We start from the raw sequence: 23,472 nt of genomic DNA, 5'->3' as shown, positions 1-23,472 counted from the left end.
ATTTATTAATCTCATTTTTGAAAAAATAAACATTTATCCTCCAGTAGGTAGGCACGTTATAGGATTTAAAAGGTATGACCAAGAATATTATCGTTAATACGATCGAAATTGATAAAGCAACTATTCGTGAATTCATTAAACAGGGTGATGTAAATGCTGCTATTGATCTGATTGCCACCCAGGCAAATGTAAAGTATAAAACTGCCCGGGATATTGTGGAGATGTTTAAAGAAGACCATATTGATCTTTTTGATGGTAAAGACCTGTTTTTGTTTGATTATGAATTGGTTGAGCATCGCGGCGATTCGCAGGAAGCAGATCACAAAGGATCTACTTTTTTGGAAGTAGAAACAAATGAACGTGGCCGAACGAGTATTTGGAAGGCACTTTTTATCTTTTCTGTCCTTGCCCTGTTGGCTTTCGTTATCTTAAATTATGTTGTGGGTTTTAATCAAATAGGGCATCATATCTCAGAACTTACGCAGCTATTCGATAAAAATGAAGGCTCAGCTGCCGCTGATACTGATACATCCAAACAAAGTATTATATTAAGTGCTGGTATCACCCGGGCGGGTGATGTTGAAGACCTCCATCCCGTAGATACAAATCTCTTACCATTGGATGTGAGGCAGGCCGAAATAGCGCGAATACATCGGGCTCAGTTCGATCAATTGAAAGCAGCAAAACATTCACCAACGGATGAAGATGCACAGATCGCTCTAATTCACCTTACAAATGGTCGGTTGACTGATGTTATTATTCAGCAAAAATTAACTTTAAAAATAGGGAAGTGCTATGAAAATTCGACCATAAAAGATAAGGGTACTTGCGTGAGTTGTATGATATTACTTTACAATAGGGAGAAGAAAAGCTGGCAAGAAGCTCCCAATGGGGAGAATTTCCTGCGTAATGCCTATGATTTCTATTTGCCCAGCGGTTCAGACTTATGGGAAGCCGGCCCGCTGAGTATGTCCATTCCTTATGATTATGCTTTAGTAAACAAATATAAGGAAGCAGATTAGCTGCCTTAATTCATCCGGCTGTTATAAAGCCCCATTGCAATGCTGAACCAATTTAAGTGCTATTTTACCTTTTTTGAAGGTAAATAAGCTATTGAATATACGACAAATAAGAGTAATATGACCGATAGTGCGATCGAATAGCCATAGGCCGATGAGATATTCTGCCAAATAAGAAATTTAGTCCCTTTCCTGTGAAGGAATACCCCGACAATAAATGCGATTCCTAAGCATATAGATAGTTGTTGTACTGTGAGATAGATGGCAGATCCTACAGAGATTAGTTTTTCGTTAAGGTCTTTTAATGCTAGTGTCATTAATGCCGGCAATACACTACCGCAGCCAATACCATAAAAAAAGAAGAGCGCATGTATTTGATTGCTATCTATGATCATCGTATTGAAAACGAAAAGATGAGACAGCAAACCCAAAATCATTATTCCTAATCCATATAGGACAATGGTCTTTCCGTGGCGCTGTATTAACTTGCTCACAATAACACTTGCCAATACGTAACCAATACCCTGAAAAATAAAGGCAATTCCTGTCATTGTTGCCGTATAATTCTTTTGATTTTGAAGGTAATTGGAGTTGATAATAAAATATGAATCTTGGACCATATAATAGGCTAAAGCGGCTAGAAGGCCTAAATTGAAAACCCGATTATTAAATAAGGAGAAATTGAGTAGACTAGAACGGCCCGTTTGTTCTAATTTACGTTGTTTTTTTAGAAACAACAAGACAAGAACAATTGCTGTTCCCAATAGCAGTAATGACCAGCGTGGCCATTTCAACTCAGGTCCCATGATTAAAGGGAAAATTATTCCCATTAAAAGCATAAACAATGTTATCATAGGGATAAAAGATATCTTAGATTTTCCAGTAACCTGATCATTGAATGTATAGCGATAGACAGCAAAGTAGGCAAGTACCCCAATGGGAACATTGATTAAAAAAATAAGACGCCAACTTTCATGTATCCACGTCTGATCCGGAAGAATTCCGCCTAACAATTGACCTATTACTGAGGCAATACCTGCTATACTTCCATAGATGCCCAAAGCCATCGACCGCTTCTCCGGATTTTCAAAAAGTAAGGTGATCAATGCGATGCCCTGTGGAACCATAAGGCCAGAGCTAATCCCCTGGATCAATCTTCCAGCCAATAAAATGTAAAGATTATTTGCTAGGCCACATAAAAGGGAGGCTACAGTAAAACAAGCCATCCCAATTAAATATAATTTCTTCTTTCCATAATGATTTCCGGCATTCCCAGCATTGATTAGAAGACTTGCATACCCAATAATATAAAGTATGATAATCCATTGCGTATCACTGTCTCGTAGATGTAGTCCATGTTGAATTGTGGGAAGGGAAACATTAATAATAAAGAGATCTATGACAAATAGAAATATACCAGTTGAAAGGAGGAAAATATGAAGTAAATCTTTAATTTGAAAGCGCATATAGAAAGTTTTTAATAATTTTATGGTTAAAAATAGCGTGGATATTTTCTACAATCAAGTAGTTATAAATTATGTACTTGGTATGTTTTTATGAACTAATGGTCAGTATGAGGTGATTATGAATGAAAAAAAAAGTGAAAATTTTGGCGCCTGCTGTGATGTCAATGGAATTTTTAAGATAATAGGTGGAAAATGGAAAGTTTTGCTCATTAAGGCTGTTGCGAAACAATGCCCCAAAAGATTTGGTGAGCTACGACGGGAAATGGAAGATCTGGCGCAGACGACATTGACTGTTCAGCTCCGTGAGCTCGAACGCGATGGTATTTTATGTAGACAGATTTACGCTGAATCGCCACCACGCGTGGAATATAAACTTAGCGAATTAGGTAAAACTTTACTGCCGGTCATTGAAAGACTTGATGAGTGGTGGTCAGATTACAAACGCGAAAGGGGGTAGGCGTTTAGCTTATCCCTTCTCGCTCCTCATTTTTGCTGATGCCCAATAAGACAATTGTACCGATGATACAAAAAGTTCCTATCCAGTCTGTTTCTCTAAATGGCGTATTTAACCACAAGACAGCTAATAGGGCTGCCGATAGAGGCTCGGCAGAAGCCAGAAGACTTGTCTTTTGTCCACCAATAAGCTTAACAGCTGTTAGATAAGCATAAAAAGGGATTAGTGTGCCGAAGACTACAATAAAAGCAGTGTAGCTATAGGTATATATATCCCAGATTCCATCAACCTCCCAAGGAGGTTTGACAAAGCAAAAAACGAAACCTCCCAATAGCATTCCCCAACCGATAACGATTGCCGCATTATACTTGTTTAACAAGTGTATAGGTTGTAGTGTATAAAAAGCAAGCGTAACAGCCGACATTAAACCAAAAAATAATGCGAGCGGAGAAATCGAGAGAGAACCAAAATTCCCATGTGTGACTAAAAGAAATGTGCCTAGTATAGCTAAAAGTATGGCCAGGCAGGCAACTTTCGAAGGGAATTTTCTCTTGTTCAACGCCATGTAGATTGCGATCAGGACCGGACCAGTATATTGTAGTACTGTTGCGGTAGCAGCGTTGGAATAATTTATGGCGGCAAAATAAGTATATTGGACGGCTAATACACCGAAAATACTGAATAGAAAAAGTGCTAAACTATCTTTACGATGACGCCAAATCTGCCAAATCTCATTTTTCTTGTGTATTCCGGCCAAAAGCAATAATACAATACCTGTTACAAGCATTCGTACCGTAATAAGCCATTTTACGTTAACTGCCCTTTTCTGAAAAAGAAATTGGCCAAAAGTACCCGATACCCCCCAAAGAATAGCCGCCCCGATTGCCAAGAGGAATCCTTTCAAAACATGGTTTTTCATTGTTTTATCCGAACTAAATTTGATACGAAGTCTTGCTATAGCAAAACCTCTGCGTCAGTGATCCCTTTAGTTGATAGGTCGGAGATGCTCCGAAGCGTTCTTTGAGAAATTTCTGTTAATGCTTCTGTTGTAAAAAAAGCTTGGTGCGCCGTAACCAAAACATTCGGATAGCTCATCAATAATTGTATTGTTTCATCTTCAATTATTGTGGTCGATAAGTCTTTAAAAAACAACTTTTCTTCTTGTTCATAAACGTCAATACCTAATAAGCCAATTTTCCGTTCTTTAAGCGCTTTAATAGCATCACTGGTATGGATTAGATTGCCTCTGCTTGTATTAATAATTGTTACCCCATTTTTCATCTTATCCAATGACTCCTTATTAATAAGATAATGGTTCTCGGGAGTAAGTGGGCAATGAAGAGAAATGATATCTGATTCTTCAAAGACTTCATCCAACGATCTGTAATTGACACCTTGTGCTGCAAGCTGCTGGTCTGGGTATAAATCATAGGCAATTACATTTGCCCCAAATCCCAATGCGATTTTGATAAAGGCTTTACCTATTTTTCCTGTTCCGATAACACCAATTGTTTTCTGATGCAGGTTAAATCCCAAAAGTCCATTCAATGCAAAATTTTGCTCCCGTACGCGATTATAGGCTTTATGTGTTTTACGATTCAATGTCAATAACATGGCCATGGTGTGTTCAGCTACCGCTTCAGGGGAATAGGCGGGCACTCGACAAACTTTTATACCAAATTCCCTGGCCGCTTCCAGATCAACGTTATTAAATCCAGCGCAACGCAAGGCGATCAGCTCAACTCCTTTTTGAGCAAGTACTTCGATCACTTGCCGGTTGAGTTTATCATTGACAAATGCACAGACTACCTTCTCATCTTCAATCGCATTGACAATGTGCGGGCCTAAGTGCGTTTCATAAAAATTAAACTGAAAGCCATAGGTGCTATTTTCTTGCTCAAAAAATAATTTGTCGTATGGTTTTGTCGAAAAGAAAGCGATTTTCATAAAATTGTTTGTTACGTAATAGTATCGCATAAATATACGGTATAAATTGCTTATTTGGAACCGCAATGCGGGATGATTTTCTATTATTATAGTATAATTTGCTTTAAAATAGCTTAAATTAGAACAATCACATGAAAACTAGTATAGTTGAATCTTAAGCATATGAATTACTTCCGATATGAAATGGTCAAATCAAATTACACAATTAATAGGTATTGATTATCCGATTATCCAGGCACCCATGTTTGGTGTTACCACACCAGAAATGGTCATTGCAGCATCACGTGCAGGGGCGCTCGGGTCCTTATCGTTGGGTGATCTACCAGCAGAACGCTGTAGTGAGCTTATTCGTTCAACCGCTGCACATGTAAAGAAGCCTTTTGCAGTTAATATTTTTGTAAATCATGTTCCTGAAGTTTCGGTGAATTTGAGGATAGCATATAATGAAACAAAGGTTTTTGTGGAACAGTTAGCCCTGCAACATGGCTTAGAAGTAGCTTTACCAGAGCTCGACAGCATCCATATTACAGATTATAGGGAACAAATTGACGCGATCATAACCCAACAGTGTAAAGTTGTGAGTTTTACTTTTGGAAATCTGGATCCACATAGTATAAAACGGTTGAAAGACAATGATGTGATAATTATTGGTACATGCACTTCAGTGGCAGAAGCAATTGCTCTGGAAGAAGCTGGTATTGATGTGATCTGTGTACAGGGATTAGAGGCTGGGGGACATCGTGGAAGTTTTGAGGAGGCGCCTGTTCCTGAGATTGGCGGATTTTCTCTGCTACCACAGGTGAAAGAGCATGTAAACGCTCCGCTTATTTATGCCGGTGGATTATATAATGCAAGCACGATCCATTCTGCAAAGCTATTAGGTGCCAATGGTTTTCAGATTGGTAGTTTATTGCTCAAATCTAAAGAAAGCGCACTGCTGGACTTTGAGAAAGCGCGTCTTTCTCATGTTCAGGAATCAGATATTGTCTTGACAAGGAGTTTTTCAGGGCGCTATGCCAGAGGTATAAAGAATACATTTATTGAAGCTTTGGACAAGTCGCAATACATCTTACCATATCCCTATCAAAATAAACTCACCGGGGAATTACGAAGAATAGCCAAGGCCAATAAAAATGTCGATTTTGTAAATATTTGGGCAGGGCAATCGATCCATTCATACAGTGAACTTTCGACAGCAGATATAATTCAAATGTTAATCCGAGAAGTTGAAAATTTGCATACTAGTTTAGTTGTTTAATAATAATATGAACTTGTCGCCTGTCAACATACTGTCATTTTAATTAGAACTAATAACTAAAATCTGTGTTTAAATAATTTAAATGACGTTGTAGTGGTTAATCTACAACGAATTCTCTTTTTTTTTTGAAACTTTGTTTCACCGTGAAAAACTAAAATTTTATCGCTATGGGGAACGAAAAAAAGAGAATTCTTGTTATCGAAGATAATGAGATTCTATTAAGCACAATGCAATTTGTTCTTGTAAGGGAGGGCTATGACCTATTGCTTGCCAAATCTGGCAAAGAAGCGCTCTCGTTGGTTTCTGACGAAACTATTGATTTGGTCATAACAGATATCGCATTACCTTTTGCCAATGGTTACGAAATAATCAATTGCATTCGAAAAAGCAATACGAATAATCAGGTGCCTGTTATTATTATTTCTGGTTACCGTGACGATAATAGTATTGTGGAAGGCTTTGAAGTCGGAGCCAATGATTATATTAAAAAGCCTATTTCTCCGTCAGAACTGATATCTCGTGTACGATTAAGAATAGGTCATGCTTAGTAAATTTGGACATGTAATCCATGTCATTTGATCATTTTTCGAGGGTGGGGGCTGGTCTATCTTGATGGCAACATCGTATAGACAACTGGGGGTTTACACTGATGGGCGGTTGGAGCTATTACAAAGTTGCTGAAAATAGATTTATGAATCAGTATGACCTAAATCTATCATTAAGGAAATATTTTTAAAATGATGTGGAAGTTTATGTTATGTCTATTGTCAATGGTAACGATAGTTCAGGGTAAAGAAAGGATTACATTGGTTGATCAAGGGAAAACGGACTATGTCATTCAAGCGGATGCAAATGATCCTGTTTTACAAAAAGCGGCTGCAGTGATAAACACTTTTACAAAAGAAAGTACAGGCGTAGATTTTGCAATACAAGCTAAAGGTGAAGTCACACATGCCATTATTTTGGAAAAAAGCTCCATAACTAATACGTTTCCCGAAGACAGTTACTCTATACAAGCTGTAGGAAAGAATATTTATATCAAGGGAAGTGGTAAAGGTGTACTATTTGCGGCATATCGTTATGTCAGGGATATTATTGGTGGACGAAAGTGGTATGTAGGTAAAGAAAATACACATGTTCCAAAATTGACATTCCTGGCAGTGGATTCAGATCTGAAGATTTATTCCAAACCAAATTTTCAGTTTAGAGAGGTTTATTTCCCTGTTGAATTAGATCAGGAGTATATGGATTGGTATGGTTTACATAATTTGGAAGAACGCTGGGGAGATTGGGGGCACACTTTCAGTAAAATATTGCCACCATCAGTTTATTTTAAAGAACATCCGGAGTATTACTCCCTGTATGATGGAAAACGCCAACCTATTCAACTTTGTCTATCTAATGAGGACGTTTTTAAGCTTACCGTAGCTTATTTCAAGCGTAGGATAAGCGAAAATCCCACAGCTACTTATTGGTCTATCGCGGCCAATGACGATATCGGAAGCTGTACTTGCGATCGTTGTCAGGCTATTGATAAGCGGGAAGGTGGAGCGCAAGGTTCACTGATTCACTTTGTGAATAGAGTGGCCGCACAATTTCCCGACAAAAAATTTACAACACTGGCGTATTTAGAATCAGCAAATGCCCCAACACACCTCAGGGTTGCCGATAATGTTTCTGTTATATTAAGTAATATTGATGCTTTTAGAAAAAATGACATTGGAAGTGAACCATCAGCAGCAACTTTTCGTAGACAATTAGGCGCTTGGAAAGCTAAAACCAAGCATGTATTTGTATGGGATTATCTGACACAGTTCACCAATTATCTTGCGCCATTTCCAATCCAAGGAACCATGCAGGAAAGTCTACAATATCTGAAAACGCAAGGTGTCGAAGGGGTCTTTTTGCAAGGTGGAGGAGCGACTTATAGTGATATGGCCGAGCTAAATGCCTATATATTGGCTAGCCTCGCCTGGGATACGACGCTTTCAGAAGAACAGCTAACCAACGAATTTATCGAGGGCTATTATGGCAAGGCTGCACCCTTTATTAAAGCATACCTTGCTGAAAGAAGAAATCACTTGCCTGGGCCTTCATCAGCTTTATCTATTTACGGAAACCCGATTGATAACAGGCATGACTTTTTAAGTCCAGAGGCCATGGATAAGTATAGTACATTATTAGAAAAAGCGGAAATAGCCAGTGAAGGTAATCCTTTATTGGAATCCCGTGTCAGGCGTATTGGACTTGGGTTGGATTATACCTATTTGCAACAAGCAAGATTCTATGGACCGCATCAACATGGTATATTTGAACAAGAGGGGGAGCGTTGGGTTGTGAGACCAAAGGTAAGTCGTAAAGTAACACAATTTGTTGAAGATGCAAAAAAATTGGGCGTTATAGAGCTTGCCGAAGGTGGTGCATCACCCGATAGTTATGCAAAGGAGTGGTCCGAAATATTTAAAGCCGGCGTTAGAGCAAATAAGGCCTCTGAAGCAAATATTAAGTTGAGATATGCATTTGATCCTTCTTTCCCTGCCAATGGACTAAAAACACTTACAGATAGTGTGCCGGGCTATATGGATTATAGCTATAATTGGTTGCTATGGAACGGGGAGCCGATGGATATTACTTTTGATTTTGAACAGGAAAGGCGAATAGATACCATAACACTTAATTTTCTAAAGGATGCCCGACATTGGATATTTCCACCAAAAGAAATTCGAATTTCGGTATCTAAGAATGGAAAAGATTTCCAAGATGTATTTCTCAGTAAGCTTAAATCCGTTGAGGAGGATTACACCTTGGACAGGATACCTTATCAAGTATTATTAAATGACAGTGTTAAAGTGATCCGAGTTTATGCTTCACCTCTGGTAAAACTACCCGAATGGCGGTATCATCCTAAGCGAAAGCCTCTTATAGCCTGTGATGAAATCTGGTTAAATTAACATAGAAAAGCTTATTAACGTTGGTTTTAAAGCGGTGTGGATATTGTTCTACAATAATTTATTTAGCAGTATAATTTTATATGGAAAATGATTAAATTAGAGTTAACTAATTTATAAACAGATTCATATGGAAATTAAAACATCTTCAAAATTTATCGCCGAACTAATTGGAACATTTGGTTTGGTACTTTTTGGTTGCGGTGCGGCCGCTATTGCAGGAGCCAATACCACAGCTGGGCTTTCTGGTCTTGGTCTTTTGGGTATTGCTGTCGCCTTCGGACTTTCAGTGGTGGTATTTGCATACGCGATCGGTGAAATTTCAGGCTGTCATATCAATCCTGCGGTGACTGTTGGTGTGTTATTGGCAGGTAGAATGTCTGCCAAGGATGCGGTTGTCTACATTGTTGCTCAATTTATTGGTGCACTTTTGGGGGCATTTGTCCTTCAGCAGATTTTAAGTGGGCAATTGGCCGGATTTACGGCAGGAGAGTGGGCGTATGGCTCAAACGGTTGGGGTAAAGGATATCAAAACGAGTATGGTACTGCTTCCGCCTTTTTGATTGAAGCCGTGTTAACCTTCATTTTTCTGTTTGTGATACTGGCAACAACTTCGAAGGTAGGAAACAGCACAATGGCTGGGCTTGCAATCGGCTTTACGCTTCTTTTGATCCATTTGGTTGCTATTCCTGTAACAGGTACATCGGTTAATCCTGCTCGTTCATTTGGGCCAGCGATTCTGGCCGGCGGTCAGGCTTTATCGCAGCTTTGGCTCTTTATTGTAGCTCCATTAGTAGGGGCAGCTGTAGCAGCAGGGGTATGGAAAGCCCTTGAACCTAAAGACTAGTTTTTCAATTTTATAAGATCCGCCCAATACGTAAAATATTACCTATTGGGCGCTTTTGTTTATATAAGATTTATTGGCTAGGGCGGAACAATCCCTAGGAATTCAATATATCATTTATAAAGTTAGTAACCTGTTTCTCGTCCGTAGCCCAGGACGTGATCAAACGAACCGCTGCATAATCTGAATCGATATCCTTCCATATATAAAATTGATAATTTATAAGCAAAGCTTCGATGAGCGATTTAGGTAAAATGGGAAAAATCTGATTGGTGGTTGATTCCGTTAGAAAGGAATATCCTTTGTCTTTGATGGCCTTCGCCATACGCATCGCAAGCGAATTAGCTCTTAATGCCAGCTCAAGATACAAATCATCCTGAAATAGCATTAGAAATTGAATTGAAAGTACTCTGCCTTTGGCGAGCAAGGCGCCTTTCTGCTTAATCGCATAGTCAAAATCTACGGCTAATTCGGGACGGTTAAACACAACTGCCTCACCCAGAAGAGCTCCATTTTTTGTTCCGCCAATGTAGAAAACGTCAGTATACCTAGCAATAGCTGCAAAGGTTAAATCGTTGTTTTCCGCGGTCAAAGCATGGCCCAAGCGTGCGCCATCCAAATAAAGTAACAGTTGTTGCTGCTGACAGCACACATATAGCGCTTCCAACTCTGCCAAAGAATATATTGTGCCGATTTCAGTGGAATTAGAAATATAAACTATTCTTGGTTTTACCACATGTGGCGCCAAAGCATGTTCCCTGAGTATCGTACTAATATCGTTAGGTGTCAATTTCCCATCAGACGTTTCAACGGTAATGACTTTATGTCCAGTTGCTTCTATAGCACCAGTTTCATTTGCAGATATATGCCCTGTTTTTGCACTGATCACTGCTTCATGGATACGTAAAAGAAAAGATATGACAAGAAGATTTGTTTGTGTGCCCCCAGATAAAAAGTGGATAACGGCTTGCTGATTCGCTATCTTTTTCTTCAAAATCGATTTGGCTTCTTTGGAATAGTCATCCTCTCCATAGCCTAATTGCTGTATCAGATTCGTTTCAATAAGCTTATCTAAAATGCGGGGATGTGCCCCTTCTGAATAGTCATTTTTAAAGTTGTACATAAATTTATCTATTTAATGCGGATGCTTTATTAAACTCTTTTCCTAGGGTAGGACGTTCGAGTCTTGTGTAGGTCAAATGTATACATACAGTCTCATTTTTTAACAATCTTAATCTAGAAAAATTTAGGACAAAAGCTATGCGTTTTAAGTACTGCTGTTGTAGGATAAGAATGTTTTCTGAAGCGCCGTAAATGTTTTGTCAAAACTAATGATTAAATTCGGGAGAGAAGGCAGAATAACTGATTTGTCCTTATTAAATTATGAAAAGAGTCGTATTTGTTGCAAGTATTTTGCTGGCATTTGGAATGGGGTATGCTTTTAATAACTTGAGCCATTCATATCAATCCACCGAGTTGAAAAGAGTAACCGGTATAGGTGGAATTTTCTTCAAATGTAAAGATCCTAAAAAAGTTAGAGCTTGGTATGCCGATCATTTGGGACTGGCTACAAATTCTTACGGCGCTGTATTTGAGTGGTATCAGGGAGCTGACAGTACGAAAAAGGGTTTTACGCAATGGAGCCCTTTTAAAGAGAGCTCTTCCTATTTTGGCCCTTCGGAAAAAGATTTTATGATCAATTATCGGGTAGCCAATATTGAGCTTTTAATCGAAGAATTGAAGAAGGAGGGCGTTACGGTACTTGATACGATCGAATCCTTTGACTACGGCAAATTTGCTCATATCATGGATATTGAAGGAAACAAAATAGAGCTTTGGCAGCCCAATGATCTTGCTTATGAAAAGATGGGCATCGATTTGGGGGCCAAAACCACGAAGTAGGTCTATTTAGTTCGTAACGTAGGGTCTGTCTTTAACATTTGATAATTAAGATAATCAATGCATGCAGCTCCGACGGTTCCCAGGCAGTAAGCCACAAGATCCGACCATAAAAAGCCCTGTCCAAACACGAGCCGCAAAAGCGGATTGTTTCTTATCCATATAAGTAAAGGATGTTGTACAAGCTGTAAAAATTCGATGGCAAAACAAAATATAAGTGTCGTCGTAAAAGAAAATAATAACGATTTCCTCGTAAATAAAAAACGTGACAACCAATAAATCATAACCGCATAAAGTACATCGCCGGTAATGGTAGGAATGGCGGATATTTTACGTGACAACAAACCCATGAAGATGGTTAAAGCAACGCGAAGTAGATAGTGTATTTTTGGTTTCATCGAAACGAATGCGCTACAGTGTTATTGCCTAAAATAGGAGATCGTTTCAACGGGATTACCAAAGATCTTTTTGGTCCCTTTTTTCTGTGTAAATCCACCATGTTGCGCGATTATATTTGCAATGGAGAAAATAACATTCATATCGTTTTGAGGGTGAATAGTGGTAAGTAGTTTTCCATTCTGGTCGAATAGTTGAAGTTGGTTGACCAAGGAACGATTTATTTCCATGGAATGAATTACTTCTAACGGAATAATTTTGTTCTCCTTTCTCGGTTGTTTAATGGATAAGTTATTTTTATCAACTTGTATTTCTATCTTGGGATTGATGAATTGCAATAGTATGACTAGGGGACCGATTACGATGACAGCAACCAATATCCCAAGACCTTTTGCCGAACCAAAATTGTTTACGGCATCAGCTAATCCATTTATGCCGCCAAAAATTAAACAGCATAGGATAAAAACAACAATTAGGTAACCAAATCCAAAGATCAAGCCCTTTTTTACATTATGTGATTTAAATTGAAAGGTATCCATAGTGGTGACTTCTATTTTACACGTTTTTATTTTAGTAAAGATATTTATATTTATGCAATCAGCGCTATCTTAGCAAAAGAGATTTTGTTATTTTATTAGAGGACCCATTGGAAAAAAAGAACACATCGGAAAATATCATTGAAATTAAAAGAACTAATTTTCAGCGGAAGTCAGCATATTTTCAACTGTTGAATTATGCGCTGTTTTCAATACTCGGAATTGTAAGTATATTTTGGGATTGGAAAGCCAGCATTGCGCCAATAATCTGCGTCATTGCTTTCTATTTAATCGAGCGGAAAATTGATTTTTGGTCAAATGTCCTCTGGTTTGTCATTGCTTTTTTAATCCTTTCATTTTCTTTGTCGTGGATATTCAGCTTGTCTTTTGGTATATTTATTTTTCAATGTCTATTGCTTGCAGCCATTAAGCCTGCTATCGTTATATGGAAAGAAAACCAACAGGAGCATACCGATGTGATCTTCGCAATGGGTTCGGAGTATTTTGTATGTTTAAGTCCAGATAACAGTGACTACAAAGGCTATGCAATGAACCCAATGGGGTATAAAAAGCGCTTTCCAATGTCAGCAGTTGTTTCAGCTCAGCGAGATGGAAATACTTTACTTATTGCCTTGCAGCAGCAGATCGTACGTCCTCGTGAATTGCGTTCAGACGAAATCGAAATTATTCTCGAATATTTTAGAAAGAATAGACCGGATGTTTTAGCCGCAGTTGAAACAAAAATTATCCGTAGGGAAGAAGACCGAATATATTGGGTCAAGCTTATTGTTATTGGTATTCCATGTATATTGGCTGGACTATCCATCTATTTTTTTGCAGACAACGGAAGGAATACATTAGTCACAATACTTAGTATTGTTGCTGCATTGTTTCTTGGTCTAATTTTATTGAGAATTACAAATTTGATATATCGTTCATAAGGATGGAGAAGCCATCCATTTATTTTAAAAAGTCTCCGTACCAATGTCCAGAGGACTTGACGATGCGCTGTTGATTGTTAAAATCAACATACACTAGCCCAAATCTTGGACGGTATCCTTCAGCCCATTCGAAGTTGTCCATGAATGTCCATACAAAATACCCTTTGACATTTATTCCTTCTTGTTTTGCGCGATAAACCTGCTGTAAAGCTTGCTGTAAATAGCGCAATCTTTTGGGGTCATGTACTAAACCATTTTCAATTTGATCAGGAAATGCTGCACCATTTTCGGTAACAATTAAAGTGGGTATATTAGGGTAGGCACTAAATTTCTTGAGCATATAATAAATGGAGGCTGGGTAAACTTCCCAGTTCATTTCGGTCATTTCAACTTTGCGGTCTTTCGCCGACACTATCTTCGCTTGAAGATAAGGAACGAACATGGCGTATCGTATAATTTCCCGTGTATAATTTTGCACGCCAATAAAGTCCATATCAAATTTTAGATCTCGCTCATCATTCGCGTGCATATACTTTTCAATTCTACCCAGTATTTTAATCTCTTGCGTTGGATAGCCCATTCCTAGTAGTGGTTCTATGAATAGGCGGTTGAGCAATACATCTGCTTTCTTCGCCGCAATAATGTCTCTGTCTTTCGACGTAAATGGTTCAACATGGGAGCAAGAAAAAGTCGTTCCTACTTCGCTATTAGGCTGTAAAGACTTAATAATTCGGCCACCTTGAGCTTGTGCTAATGCAGCATGATGGGCCGCAGCTAAAAAATTGCCCAAACCTTTTCGCTCTGGTGCATGTACACCGAAGAAATAACCTGCAGCAGTAAATACTGTAGGTTCGTTGAGAACCATCCAATGCTTGACACGGTCCCCGTAGGTTTGCACACATTTGGAAACAAATTCTCCAAACCAATCTTTCACATCACGGTTTACCCAGCCACCTTTCTTTTCCAATGCATGTGGAAGATCCCAATGATATAAGGTAGGCCAGGGCGTTATCCCTAACTCAAGGGATAAATCGATCAAACGATCATAAAAATCCAATCCAGATTGATTTACCGCACCAATGCCAGCAGGAAATATACGACTCCATGATAAAGAGAATCTGTAATTAGGAATATGCATTCCCTGCATCAAATGCAGGTCCTGAACATAGCGATTGTAAAAATCACAGGCCTCATTACCATGTTGATTTTGAAATATACGGTTTCTTTTTTTGACGAATATATCCCAGATAGAAGGGCCTTTTCCATGCAAATCATGTGCTCCTTCAATCTGGTAGGCAGCTGTAGAGACTCCCCAAATAAAATCTTTGCCAAAGGCATCTTTGGTTAATAGCATTTACAAAAATAAAATTATCGGACCTCAATGCCGTTTTTAAAAACAATTAAGTTTTGTGGAATCTTAATGGTGAATAGAATGAACTGAATCGACCCAAAAAGATTCTAAATATAATCCGCTGGAAAAAATAGTTTATCGTTGTCATAATAGATACATTAACTCCGTTGACTACATTAATTATCGCATTATAAAGTAACAGAACTTATATGAACTGGATATAAACTATATGTTAAATATACGAAAAAATAATTTCGATAATCATCGGTAACTAATTCGTCCGCGTAACGGCTAACACACTATCCCTCGAGCGTTATTTTTTCATTCAACCATTGTATCAAAGACGCTGGTTGAATGGAGACTGAATCGGTTGGCACTTATTTGATTTCAAATTCTGTAAATATTGTTCTTTTAAATTCTAAAACTTCGGGAGCAATTTTAAAACCTTCACCGCCATAGCCCTTATTGAATGTTTCTAAAGCCATTCCTGTTCTGTACTGCGTTGATTCGTTGGATGCGCTTCCATCATTGGACAGAAATAGCAGTTTTCCGATTTTAACATCAGCCCTAGATGCAAGTTTTTTTGCCGATTTTAAAGCATCATCATATGCAATAAGATCTGCTTCTCTTAAAATACTGTCTGCTTTGGAGTGGTCAAATGAGATGGAGCCGATTCCACTAATTTTTGTTTCTAACAATTTTCCCGTTAATTCTGTGAATTTCGATAAATCATGTAAAACAAAATCGATTGTTTGCTGTGCTTGATAACCTATAAATTTATTGGTATTACCAATGTATTGATAGTCCTTATTTGCAGACACGCTACTCGTTTTGATATCTTCTTTTTGATGTCCATATTTTTGGAGCAACGCTATTACGGTGTCGACTGTTGCTTGTGTTTCTCGTACCGCGTCTACCATTCTGGATTTTGTGAAAGCCGTATTGATGGTCAGGGTGACCTGGTCGGGCATGATCCTAATCTTTCCTTCGCCACTTACACGAATTCTGTTTTCACTTTCCTTTGATACCGGACCACAAGACGTTATTAAAATTATGCTGCTCAAGCATATAAAAAACATAGCGATTGTTTGCTTTTTCATATTACATGATGTTCAAAGTGATATTGTAATTAGTAAGTTTCACCCTAAATATAATAAATATATCCCGAGGTAGGGTCAGCGACTAAAACAATATTAGCCAAAATAACGGGGTGTAAATTCAAAAAGCAGGCTATAACCTGCTTTTTGTTCTTGAAATAGGACTATTTTTTTAATTAATACTTTTTGAGTAAATTTTAAGCTGTTTTTGCAAGGATTTTCTTGCCATGTGTATACGTGTTTTCACAGTTCCTTCCGGTATTTGTAAGTGCTCTGCAATTTCATAATATTTAAATCCTTCCAAAAACATGGCAAAGGCGTCATAATAGTCTTTCGATAAATTATTGAGCGCATGCTGAATGTCAGAAGCAACAAAATTATCTTCTCCGCGATTGGTTGTTATTTCATTGCGATAACCAGTGCTGATGTATTCGCTTCTGTAATTTTCTAACCTTTTGTTACGTGTATATTGATTGATATACGTGTTTTTCATAATGATATAGAGCCAAGACATCAATTTCGGATGTTTCAGGAATTTTTCGATAGATGCTAGCGACCTCACCATGGTCTCTTGAACCAAATCTTCCCGTTCATCCGGATCGTTTGTAAATTGCGCTGCCAAATATTTTAATGTAGGTCTTTTTTCCTTAAACAGTTGATCGATTGTTGTATTTTCCATATTATCAAATTTTAAGTGTCTATCTTTTCTACATGCACTGCAATTAAGATGCTAGAAAAAACAATTTGGAAGGATGGATTGAGGCAAGTGTTATCAAGCGAGTAGATTTATTTATTATTTTAAATAGTTGTTATACAGGGTTTTGTAAAGATTAATCGCTTAGTGTATTGGTGCTTTATTTGAACTTTTTTACTTTAACAACAAGTGTTTTCCTGTTTAAATTCCCCCATTTATCTTTTTTATGCACGTATTTATACGTAGTACTTTAAAAGATACATCTTTTATCTAGATAGATGTTAATTTTTAAAACTGTTCGTACCTTAAATTGGTTATTAGTTACAACATGAAATGAAAAACAATATGGGGGACGTGAACAAAAAAACATATTTTGACTTATCAGATGGTCCGAAAGGGCAATCTGAAGGTCTTAAAGATCAGTCGGAATTAAAGGAGGTGTGGTACGGTAGTCAAGAAGACTTTTATAAATCGATTATTAGAAATCAACAGGAAGATCTCGGAAAAATAGGACGGTATTTTCGTGATGAATTGGCACAGGAGCTCTATGGAATGCGTATATCGCTTCAGAATTTTACAAATCGCTATGGTGATTTTGAAGAATTACGTTGCCTAAGTGATTCATTGACTTCCCTAGTTGTAGAAATCCGCAATAAAGCTGGATTGCTATATAATCCCATATTAAATGATCTGGGAATTTTCCATGCCGTTGATGAAGTCGTGGCCACTTACAAAAAACGTTCTGGTTTTACAATTGATACGCTACTTGATCCGCATCTGAGAGAACTGCATCAACAGTCACAAGTTCATTTATTTAAACTCTTGACAGCTATTTTTCAGTACTTAAATGATGAGATACCCGCACAGGCAATCTCAATTTCAGTGCAGGTGATCGAATTTGACATCCTTATTAAAGTATCGCCGTTTTTTCAGCAAGGAGGAGCCTTGTCGGTATCAAAACTCGAAAACAGCCCAATGCGTTTGATGAAGATTGCCGAGCTCTACAATGCGCGGATTATGAATGATACGCTTGCGGCAGGTATTTTACTAAAATTGACTATTTAAAAAGATAATAATGATAAAAATCCTATTGGTTGAAGACCACATGGTTGTACGTAACGGAATAAAATTACTATTAGAATCTCAAGAAGGATTTGAAGTCGTTGGCGAAGCGTCGAATGGCAAAGAGGCGCTCGACTTCCTGAGGACAAATCCTGTTCCTGATATCGTCTTAACGGATATCAGTATGGATGAAATGGACGGCATGGAATTGCTTCAGATCCTAAACACACAGTATTCCTCTATTAAAGTGGTTATACTCTCCATGCTCAATCAGATTAATTATGTCATTGAAGCGTTTGAATCTGGTCTTGCTGGCTATTTGGTTAAAAATGTTGGCTATAACGAATTGCTTTTTGGATTAAATCATATTGCAAACGGTGGTCGGTATATGAGTGAAGAAATAGCCATGATACTTTTAGATCAGGTTAGGTCTGGGCAAAGCTATGCACAGATCCCAGGAGAGATGCAAACGGATTTTGATATCTCAGAGCGGGAATTGGAAGTGTTAAAATTGATTGCGGAAGGCTATACGAATGTCGAAATTGCAGATAAGATTTTTTTAAGTAAGCGTACTGTTGAGGGCCATCGTCAGAATCTCATAGACAAAGCGGGTGTAAGAAATACGGCACATCTGGTTAAGTTTGCTTTTGAAAGAGGGATTTTGAATTAGCGAAAATTTTCCTGACAAATGAATAGGAAAATTTTGATACGTATAGGTGGTGTAAGTAATCCTGGAGTTTATATCGAAATGTTTTCGGATAGAATAAGGCTCGACAATACTATGGGCTTGTGGACTTAGAAGAGGAATGGATTGTGATAATTTTATGAGGGGATTGTTAATTTGATACAAAATGATATTCGATTGATACAATTTACCTCCAGTTTTAGCAAATATTTATTCAATTTTAGGCTTTCACCTCTATGATGTATTATAATCAATGAACAAAATATATTTGCTGCCTATTGCTATCTTGCTGTTTTTTGTCCAAAGGACTTCTGCGCAAACGATAAACAACCAAATTGAAAATGTGCACACACCGATAAACGGCATTTTTCAAGCGGATCCGACCATATTCTATCACAAAGGATATTATTACCTCTACGGTACGAATGGTGATCAACATGAACAGCAGGGCTTTAAAGTATATCGGTCCAAGGATTTAGATTCCTGGGTAAGTCTGGAGGGAGTTAATTCAGGTTTTGCGGCTGTAAAGGGCGATATCTTTGGATCAAAGGGGTTTTGGGCTCCGCAAGTATGGTTTGAGAATGGTAAGTTTTATATGGCTTACACAGCCGATGAGCATATTGCAATCGCAGTCGGTGATGCTCCAACGGGTCCTTTTAAGCAAACTGACAAAGTGCCAATTGCTATCGGGCAAAAGCAAATTGATCCGTTTGTATTCCGCGATAAAGATGGGAAAAAATACCTATTTCATGTAAGGTTAAAGGAAGGGAATAGAATTTTTGTGGCGGAGCTGAAGTCAGATTATTCCGGAATAAAGGAAGAAACGTTGAAAGAATGTCTCCATGCAGAACTTCCTTGGGAAAATACGGCAAATGCCGACTGGACAGTAAGTGAAGGTCCCACCGTCATTCGAGAGGGAAAATATTATTATATGTTCTATTCGGCGAATGATTTTCGGAATAAGGACTACGCTGTGGGCGTTGCTATCGCTGAAAATATTTATGGACCATGGAAAAAATTGGAAGATCAGCCTGCATTAAGCCGTAAGAATAGCGGATTTGCCGGAACTGGACATGGCGACATTTTCAAAAAAGGAAAACAATGGTATTACGTCTGTCACACACATTTTTCAGATGAAAAAGTTGCACCTCGGCGGACAGCCTTAGTGCCTATTCATTTTGTGGCAGATAGCAGTGGTGTCTTGGTTCCCCAATTCGAAACTGCAAAGTTTCGCTTTTTAAGCACAGATCAACGATCGAGGCAACCTAGAAAATCCTATCAAACAGATGTAGCCTTTGGTGATCCTTTTATTGTATTCGATCCACCTTCGGATCAATACTATTTATATGGAACCGGCGGGACTGAAAATGGATTTATAGCCTATAGTTCCAAAGATCTAAAGACATGGAAAAAGGAAGGAAAAGTATACGATGCCAAACAGCCGAATGGTTGGGGGGAAAAGGATTTCTGGGCTCCTGAAGTTTATCGTGTAAATAACAAATATTACATGTATTATAGTGCTCATTGGAAAGAAAATCCCAAAAAACACCTAGAAAACTATCGTATAGGAATTGCAGTGGCGGATAGTCCATTGGGGCCATTTAAAGATCTGACCGGGAAACCTATTTTTGATCCTGGATATCCCATCATTGACGCGAATGTTTTTAGAGATACAGACCATAAAAATTATCTGTTCTATTCACGTTGCTGCTACGAACATCCTGTGGAATCGGAAATTGCAACTTGGGCGGAGAAGAAATTTGGCTATAAAAATATTGAAGAAAGCTGGGTATACGGAGTCGAATTGGATAGCAGTATGACGAAGGTGATCGGTAGTCCCGTTCTTTTAATGCGTCCCCCAGTTACGATGAACGATGCACAATCAGAATGGGAAAGTAGATCAGTTACTTCAGGTGAGGTCAATAGACGATGGACAGAAGGTTCCTTTTTGGTCAAAGAAAACGGATTATACTATATGATGTATTCGGCCAATTATTTTGCAGGAGCCAATTATGCTGTTGGTTATGCGACAGCAACAACTCCTTTAGGAAGCTATCAAAAATCGGCATCTAATCCAATCATTGAAAAGAATACCAATAGGGGTGGGGTGGTTTCGGGTACTGGACACAATAGTTTATTTCAGGACAAGGAAGGAAAAATCCGCTGTGTATATCATGGCCGCACCTTAAAGACGGGAGATCAGCGTATCGTTTTTATCAGCGATGTTTTTTTTGATGAAAAAGGACAGTTGAACATCTTTACAGATTGACCAATCGGTCAATCTGTCTTTTTGGATATGGCCCGATTTTCGACATTTTCGGTCTGGGTAGCGGGAGATTTCTTTCCAGGTCTTGTGCTGTTTCCTGTCCTCAGATCTTTATATTTATAGTTGATATTTTCCTCTTCTTCCGGATCTGTCTCATCTATATCTGGTTCAGGATGTTCGATGGGATCAGTGTCATTTGGATCGGGAACAGTACGTTCCCCGAACAATCCTTTACGATACCAGATGTTACTAAAATAATAGGCAATAATTAAACCTCGTTTTACTACTGTATGTTGCAATATCTCTTCCATTTTCGATTTCATTTTAAGTGGTACAATCCTTTTTATTGGATGGTATACTTTCCTTAAATGAACAACATTAGATGGAAAATAGTTTGAAAGATTTCAGGATTTGAAACAAAGATCAATCGAGTAGCATTTGCTCAGGAAATGGTTTGACAATCGGGAAGTAAAGGTGGACAATGGTGCCCAAACCGACCTCTGATTCAATTTCTATACTTCCTCCCAATCGTTCCATTATCCGTTTCACCAGCGAAAGCCCAATGCCCGTACCAGGTATTGATCCCACATTGTCGGCTCTGGTAAACATTTCGTAAATATGGGGCAGGTGGTCACTTGGTATGCCAATACCATTATCCTTGATCTGATAATGGGTATAGTCATCTTCATGAGAACTATCTATTGTCACTAAAGGTCTTTCGGATTGTGCCGAATATTTTATTGCGTTAATAATTAGATTGGAAAAAATTTGATACGCGGCACTTTTTTCGCCCCAAATTGGTAATAGGGTACCAAAAGTGGGCTGGCAATTATTGACGTTAAATAAAATGCTGTTTTCTTGAAATATGCGCTGAATTGTATAGGCCATAGGAAGTGGTTCCTTGTCTAAAACGCTAGAACGGTGCTGGCTCAACTGGACCATATTGTTGATAATATCTTCAATGTTTGTAACGCTTCTGCTGAAATTCTGGTACCACTTATTGATTTTTGTAAAATCAATATTGTCGGAGTGCTGCTGTAAAAACTGTATGCCCATTTTTAAGATGGACAAGGGATTTTTTAAATCATGAGAAAGGGTATGTGTAAACATTTCCAACTCATTGTTCAAGCTCAGAAGCTCTTCATTCAGCAACTGACGTTCCTTTAGTTTTGCAAAAATGGATTCCTTGATAATCTGATTCAGACGAAGGACAAAATTGATTTCAGCATCATTCCAGGGTTTGGCAACGTCATAGCGCATATCTTCCCAGATTTTGAGCTGTTTGTCTTCATGTGGCTCATTTTTCAGCTCCATCTGCATCACCTGATTGCGGTTTTCCTTTCTAAACCAAACCAGGTAATAATCGTTTTCCAAGCCAACCTTTAGATACATGAGGCCCGCAAAATCAAGTTTATCGTTAAAGTTATCCTGATGATTCAGCCGAAAGTTATAATCTTTGAAGAGGGCTTTATCGGTATGTTTTTGTAGGAATTGAATAATTTCATAAAATTGTGCTTTCTGCGGAGAATGACCATAGTTAAAGACATCGCCCTGATTAAATATGGCCAATCCATCTGCATTGACCAGCTGGGTAAGAATATCCATATGCTGTATCAAAGCACAATTCACCATTTTATTTTCAGAAAGACTCCTTTTTAACTCTTCTTCGGCAAGTTTAAGAAGCTCCGTTCTTTCCAACAGATTCTGTTTGACATGGCTCTCATACTTGCTGGTGGCTGCCTGGATGGCAAACGTACATAGTTTTCGCTGCTGCAGATCGACTAGCCGCTCTTCATCGTTCTGTGCGACCACAAGACCCCAAAAGTCATCATCGATACAGATTCTAAAAAACAAGGCGCTTTGTACATTTATCTTTTTTAAAAAAAGCCGATGAAGTTCAGGTAGAGGTGATAATAAACTCGAGACCGGATCAATTCCTTCGTCAGTATAGTAGAATTCCTGTCCCTCGATATTAATATTGGGAGCATATCGATATGAATAGCTCCGATAGTACGACAAGACTTCTTCAGGCATGAAGTCTTTCGAGAACTCCATTCCTCTGAAATGGGCTTGTCCATCTGCTGTATGTTCAGCAATCACGGAACTATATCCCGTTTCCTGAACCTGCAAAACGAAAACCCGATCGTAATTCAGTAATTTGTTGATGGCCGAACAAACACGGTCCCAATTATTCGGTTGAATAGTATCCAGCAAAAAATTAAGCTCATTTATTTTTTTTGCGGCAATGTATTTTTTGTGTTGTTGTTCCCACTCGATATAGAAGTATTCATCGTGTCTTCGTAATTTTACGTAGACACGTTCTTTTCTCATTTTAATGGGTAAAATATGGCGCGACTGCCTGTTTTCAAGTAGATCAGTTACTGCATTTTTGATTTTGGATAACGCTTTACCAAATGTATTGCTAAAGCTATCAAAGAAATGAGTTCCTAATAGGTTCTCTTTGGCGTCGTGATCATTTACGACAGATTCGGTTACCCCAACGACATTAAAATGTCGATCTAAGATGACCAGACTGCCAAAAGATTGAAGCGTAATGATGGTTTGATTGTTCGGTTGAAATGTATGATTCATAATACCCCAAAACTTCT

At 38.3% G+C, this 23,472-nt stretch carries 22 protein-coding genes; 11 read left to right on the top strand and 11 right to left on the bottom strand.

All coding sequences use genetic code 11. The annotated features are described in order from the left end of the window. Positions 1 to 74 precede the first annotated feature (74 nt). Positions 75 to 1,022: a hypothetical protein gene (locus tag ACLCDV_RS14420; protein WP_411971479.1), complete on the top strand. Its 948-nt coding sequence runs from the start codon at positions 75 to 77 to the stop codon at positions 1,020 to 1,022. Positions 1,023 to 1,081: 59 nt separating this feature from the next. On the opposite strand, the gene ACLCDV_RS14415 is transcribed toward ACLCDV_RS14420, so the two are convergent. After that, positions 1,082 to 2,485, bottom strand: coding sequence for an MFS transporter (locus ACLCDV_RS14415; protein WP_411971478.1), 1,404 nt, complete (start codon positions 2,483 to 2,485; stop codon positions 1,082 to 1,084). Between the two features lie 118 nt (positions 2,486 to 2,603). Between ACLCDV_RS14415 and ACLCDV_RS14410 the strand changes: the two genes are divergently transcribed. Further along, complete coding sequence (locus ACLCDV_RS14410) at positions 2,604 to 2,942, top strand: winged helix-turn-helix transcriptional regulator (protein WP_083663640.1); 339 nt, start codon at positions 2,604 to 2,606, stop codon at positions 2,940 to 2,942. Between the two features lie 4 nt (positions 2,943 to 2,946). Here ACLCDV_RS14410 and ACLCDV_RS14405 read toward each other — a convergent pair whose 3' ends face one another. Together ACLCDV_RS14405 and ACLCDV_RS14400 are read right to left on the bottom strand one after the other, a co-directional pair. Then, positions 2,947 to 3,858 carry a DMT family transporter gene (locus tag ACLCDV_RS14405; protein WP_411971477.1) on the bottom strand — a complete coding sequence of 304 codons (912 nt, stop codon included), beginning with the start codon at positions 3,856 to 3,858 and terminating at the stop codon, positions 2,947 to 2,949. Positions 3,859 to 3,893: 35 nt separating this feature from the next. Further along, entirely contained in the window at positions 3,894 to 4,886 is a 993-nt protein-coding gene (locus ACLCDV_RS14400; protein WP_317666329.1) for a 2-hydroxyacid dehydrogenase, read from the bottom strand. 178 nt (positions 4,887 to 5,064) lie between these two features. Here ACLCDV_RS14400 and ACLCDV_RS14395 point away from each other — a divergent pair, with 178 nt between their 5' ends. From ACLCDV_RS14395 to ACLCDV_RS14380, 4 genes are all read left to right on the top strand, one after another. Beyond that, a complete protein-coding gene (locus tag ACLCDV_RS14395; RefSeq protein WP_333575372.1) occupies positions 5,065 to 6,144 on the top strand; it encodes a nitronate monooxygenase in 1,080 nt (359 codons plus the stop codon). A gap of 167 nt (positions 6,145 to 6,311) precedes the next feature. Then, positions 6,312 to 6,692 (top strand): response regulator transcription factor, encoded by a 381-nt coding sequence (locus ACLCDV_RS14390; RefSeq protein ID WP_317666332.1) that lies wholly within the window; start codon positions 6,312 to 6,314, stop codon positions 6,690 to 6,692. Positions 6,693 to 6,914: 222 nt separating this feature from the next. Then, a complete protein-coding gene (locus ACLCDV_RS14385; protein ID WP_411971476.1) occupies positions 6,915 to 9,095 on the top strand; it encodes a DUF4838 domain-containing protein in 2,181 nt (726 codons plus the stop codon). A 127-nt stretch (positions 9,096 to 9,222) separates the two neighbouring features. Beyond that, positions 9,223 to 9,939, top strand: a complete 717-nt coding sequence (locus ACLCDV_RS14380) for an MIP family channel protein (protein WP_411971475.1) — start codon at positions 9,223 to 9,225, stop codon at positions 9,937 to 9,939. Between the two features lie 94 nt (positions 9,940 to 10,033). Here the strand turns inward: ACLCDV_RS14380 and ACLCDV_RS14375 are convergent, their stop codons facing one another. After that, positions 10,034 to 11,059 (bottom strand): threonine aldolase family protein, encoded by a 1,026-nt coding sequence (locus tag ACLCDV_RS14375; RefSeq protein WP_317666336.1) that lies wholly within the window; start codon positions 11,057 to 11,059, stop codon positions 10,034 to 10,036. Positions 11,060 to 11,319: 260 nt separating this feature from the next. Between ACLCDV_RS14375 and ACLCDV_RS14370 the strand changes: the two genes are divergently transcribed. Continuing rightward, positions 11,320 to 11,838, top strand: coding sequence for a VOC family protein (locus tag ACLCDV_RS14370; RefSeq protein ID WP_333575370.1), 519 nt, complete (start codon positions 11,320 to 11,322; stop codon positions 11,836 to 11,838). Between the two features lie 2 nt (positions 11,839 to 11,840). On the opposite strand, the gene ACLCDV_RS14365 is transcribed toward ACLCDV_RS14370, so the two are convergent. Together ACLCDV_RS14365 and ACLCDV_RS14360 are read right to left on the bottom strand one after the other, a co-directional pair. Beyond that, positions 11,841 to 12,185, bottom strand: coding sequence for a DUF2809 domain-containing protein (locus ACLCDV_RS14365; protein WP_411973946.1), 345 nt, complete (start codon positions 12,183 to 12,185; stop codon positions 11,841 to 11,843). A 69-nt stretch (positions 12,186 to 12,254) separates the two neighbouring features. Next, the gene (locus tag ACLCDV_RS14360; RefSeq protein WP_333575366.1) at positions 12,255 to 12,770 is read right to left on the bottom strand and encodes a hypothetical protein; all 516 of its coding nucleotides are present in this window, start codon (positions 12,768 to 12,770) and stop codon (positions 12,255 to 12,257) included. A gap of 107 nt (positions 12,771 to 12,877) precedes the next feature. On the opposite strand from ACLCDV_RS14360, the gene ACLCDV_RS14355 reads away from it, so the two are divergent. Further along, entirely contained in the window at positions 12,878 to 13,708 is an 831-nt protein-coding gene (locus ACLCDV_RS14355; RefSeq protein ID WP_411971474.1) for a hypothetical protein, read from the top strand. Positions 13,709 to 13,727: 19 nt separating this feature from the next. Here the strand turns inward: ACLCDV_RS14355 and ACLCDV_RS14350 are convergent, their stop codons facing one another. From ACLCDV_RS14350 to ACLCDV_RS14340, 3 genes are all read right to left on the bottom strand, one after another. Further along, positions 13,728 to 15,062, bottom strand: a complete 1,335-nt coding sequence (locus ACLCDV_RS14350; protein ID WP_343566822.1) for a GH1 family beta-glucosidase — start codon at positions 15,060 to 15,062, stop codon at positions 13,728 to 13,730. 374 nt (positions 15,063 to 15,436) lie between these two features. Then, positions 15,437 to 16,159 carry an SIMPL domain-containing protein gene (locus tag ACLCDV_RS14345; protein WP_411971473.1) on the bottom strand — a complete coding sequence of 241 codons (723 nt, stop codon included), beginning with the start codon at positions 16,157 to 16,159 and terminating at the stop codon, positions 15,437 to 15,439. A gap of 169 nt (positions 16,160 to 16,328) precedes the next feature. Then, entirely contained in the window at positions 16,329 to 16,835 is a 507-nt protein-coding gene (locus tag ACLCDV_RS14340; protein WP_075992714.1) for an RNA polymerase sigma factor, read from the bottom strand. 369 nt (positions 16,836 to 17,204) lie between these two features. On the opposite strand from ACLCDV_RS14340, the gene ACLCDV_RS14335 reads away from it, so the two are divergent. The 3 genes from ACLCDV_RS14335 (at position 17,205) to ACLCDV_RS14325 (ending at position 20,866) form a co-directional block, all read left to right on the top strand. Next, entirely contained in the window at positions 17,205 to 17,915 is a 711-nt protein-coding gene (locus tag ACLCDV_RS14335) for a hypothetical protein (protein WP_317666342.1), read from the top strand. Positions 17,916 to 17,925: 10 nt separating this feature from the next. Then, on the top strand, positions 17,926 to 18,582 hold the full coding sequence (locus ACLCDV_RS14330; protein WP_317666343.1) for a response regulator transcription factor: 657 nt from the start codon (positions 17,926 to 17,928) through the stop codon (positions 18,580 to 18,582). A 268-nt stretch (positions 18,583 to 18,850) separates the two neighbouring features. Continuing rightward, complete coding sequence (locus ACLCDV_RS14325; protein ID WP_411971472.1) at positions 18,851 to 20,866, top strand: glycoside hydrolase family 43 protein; 2,016 nt, start codon at positions 18,851 to 18,853, stop codon at positions 20,864 to 20,866. 8 nt (positions 20,867 to 20,874) lie between these two features. On the opposite strand, the gene ACLCDV_RS14320 is transcribed toward ACLCDV_RS14325, so the two are convergent. Both ACLCDV_RS14320 and ACLCDV_RS14315 read right to left on the bottom strand, forming a co-directional pair. Next, on the bottom strand, positions 20,875 to 21,174 hold the full coding sequence (locus tag ACLCDV_RS14320; RefSeq protein WP_333575359.1) for a hypothetical protein: 300 nt from the start codon (positions 21,172 to 21,174) through the stop codon (positions 20,875 to 20,877). 112 nt (positions 21,175 to 21,286) lie between these two features. Then, entirely contained in the window at positions 21,287 to 23,455 is a 2,169-nt protein-coding gene (locus ACLCDV_RS14315; protein WP_411971471.1) for an ATP-binding protein, read from the bottom strand. Positions 23,456 to 23,472 lie beyond the last annotated feature (17 nt).

Source organism: Sphingobacterium sp. Lzh-3 (assembly GCF_046764375.1).
Taxonomy (GTDB): Bacteria; Bacteroidota; Bacteroidia; order Sphingobacteriales; family Sphingobacteriaceae; genus Sphingobacterium.
Note: the sequence above shows the minus strand (reverse complement) of the source record. Positions and strands in the feature narration are given on the sequence as shown.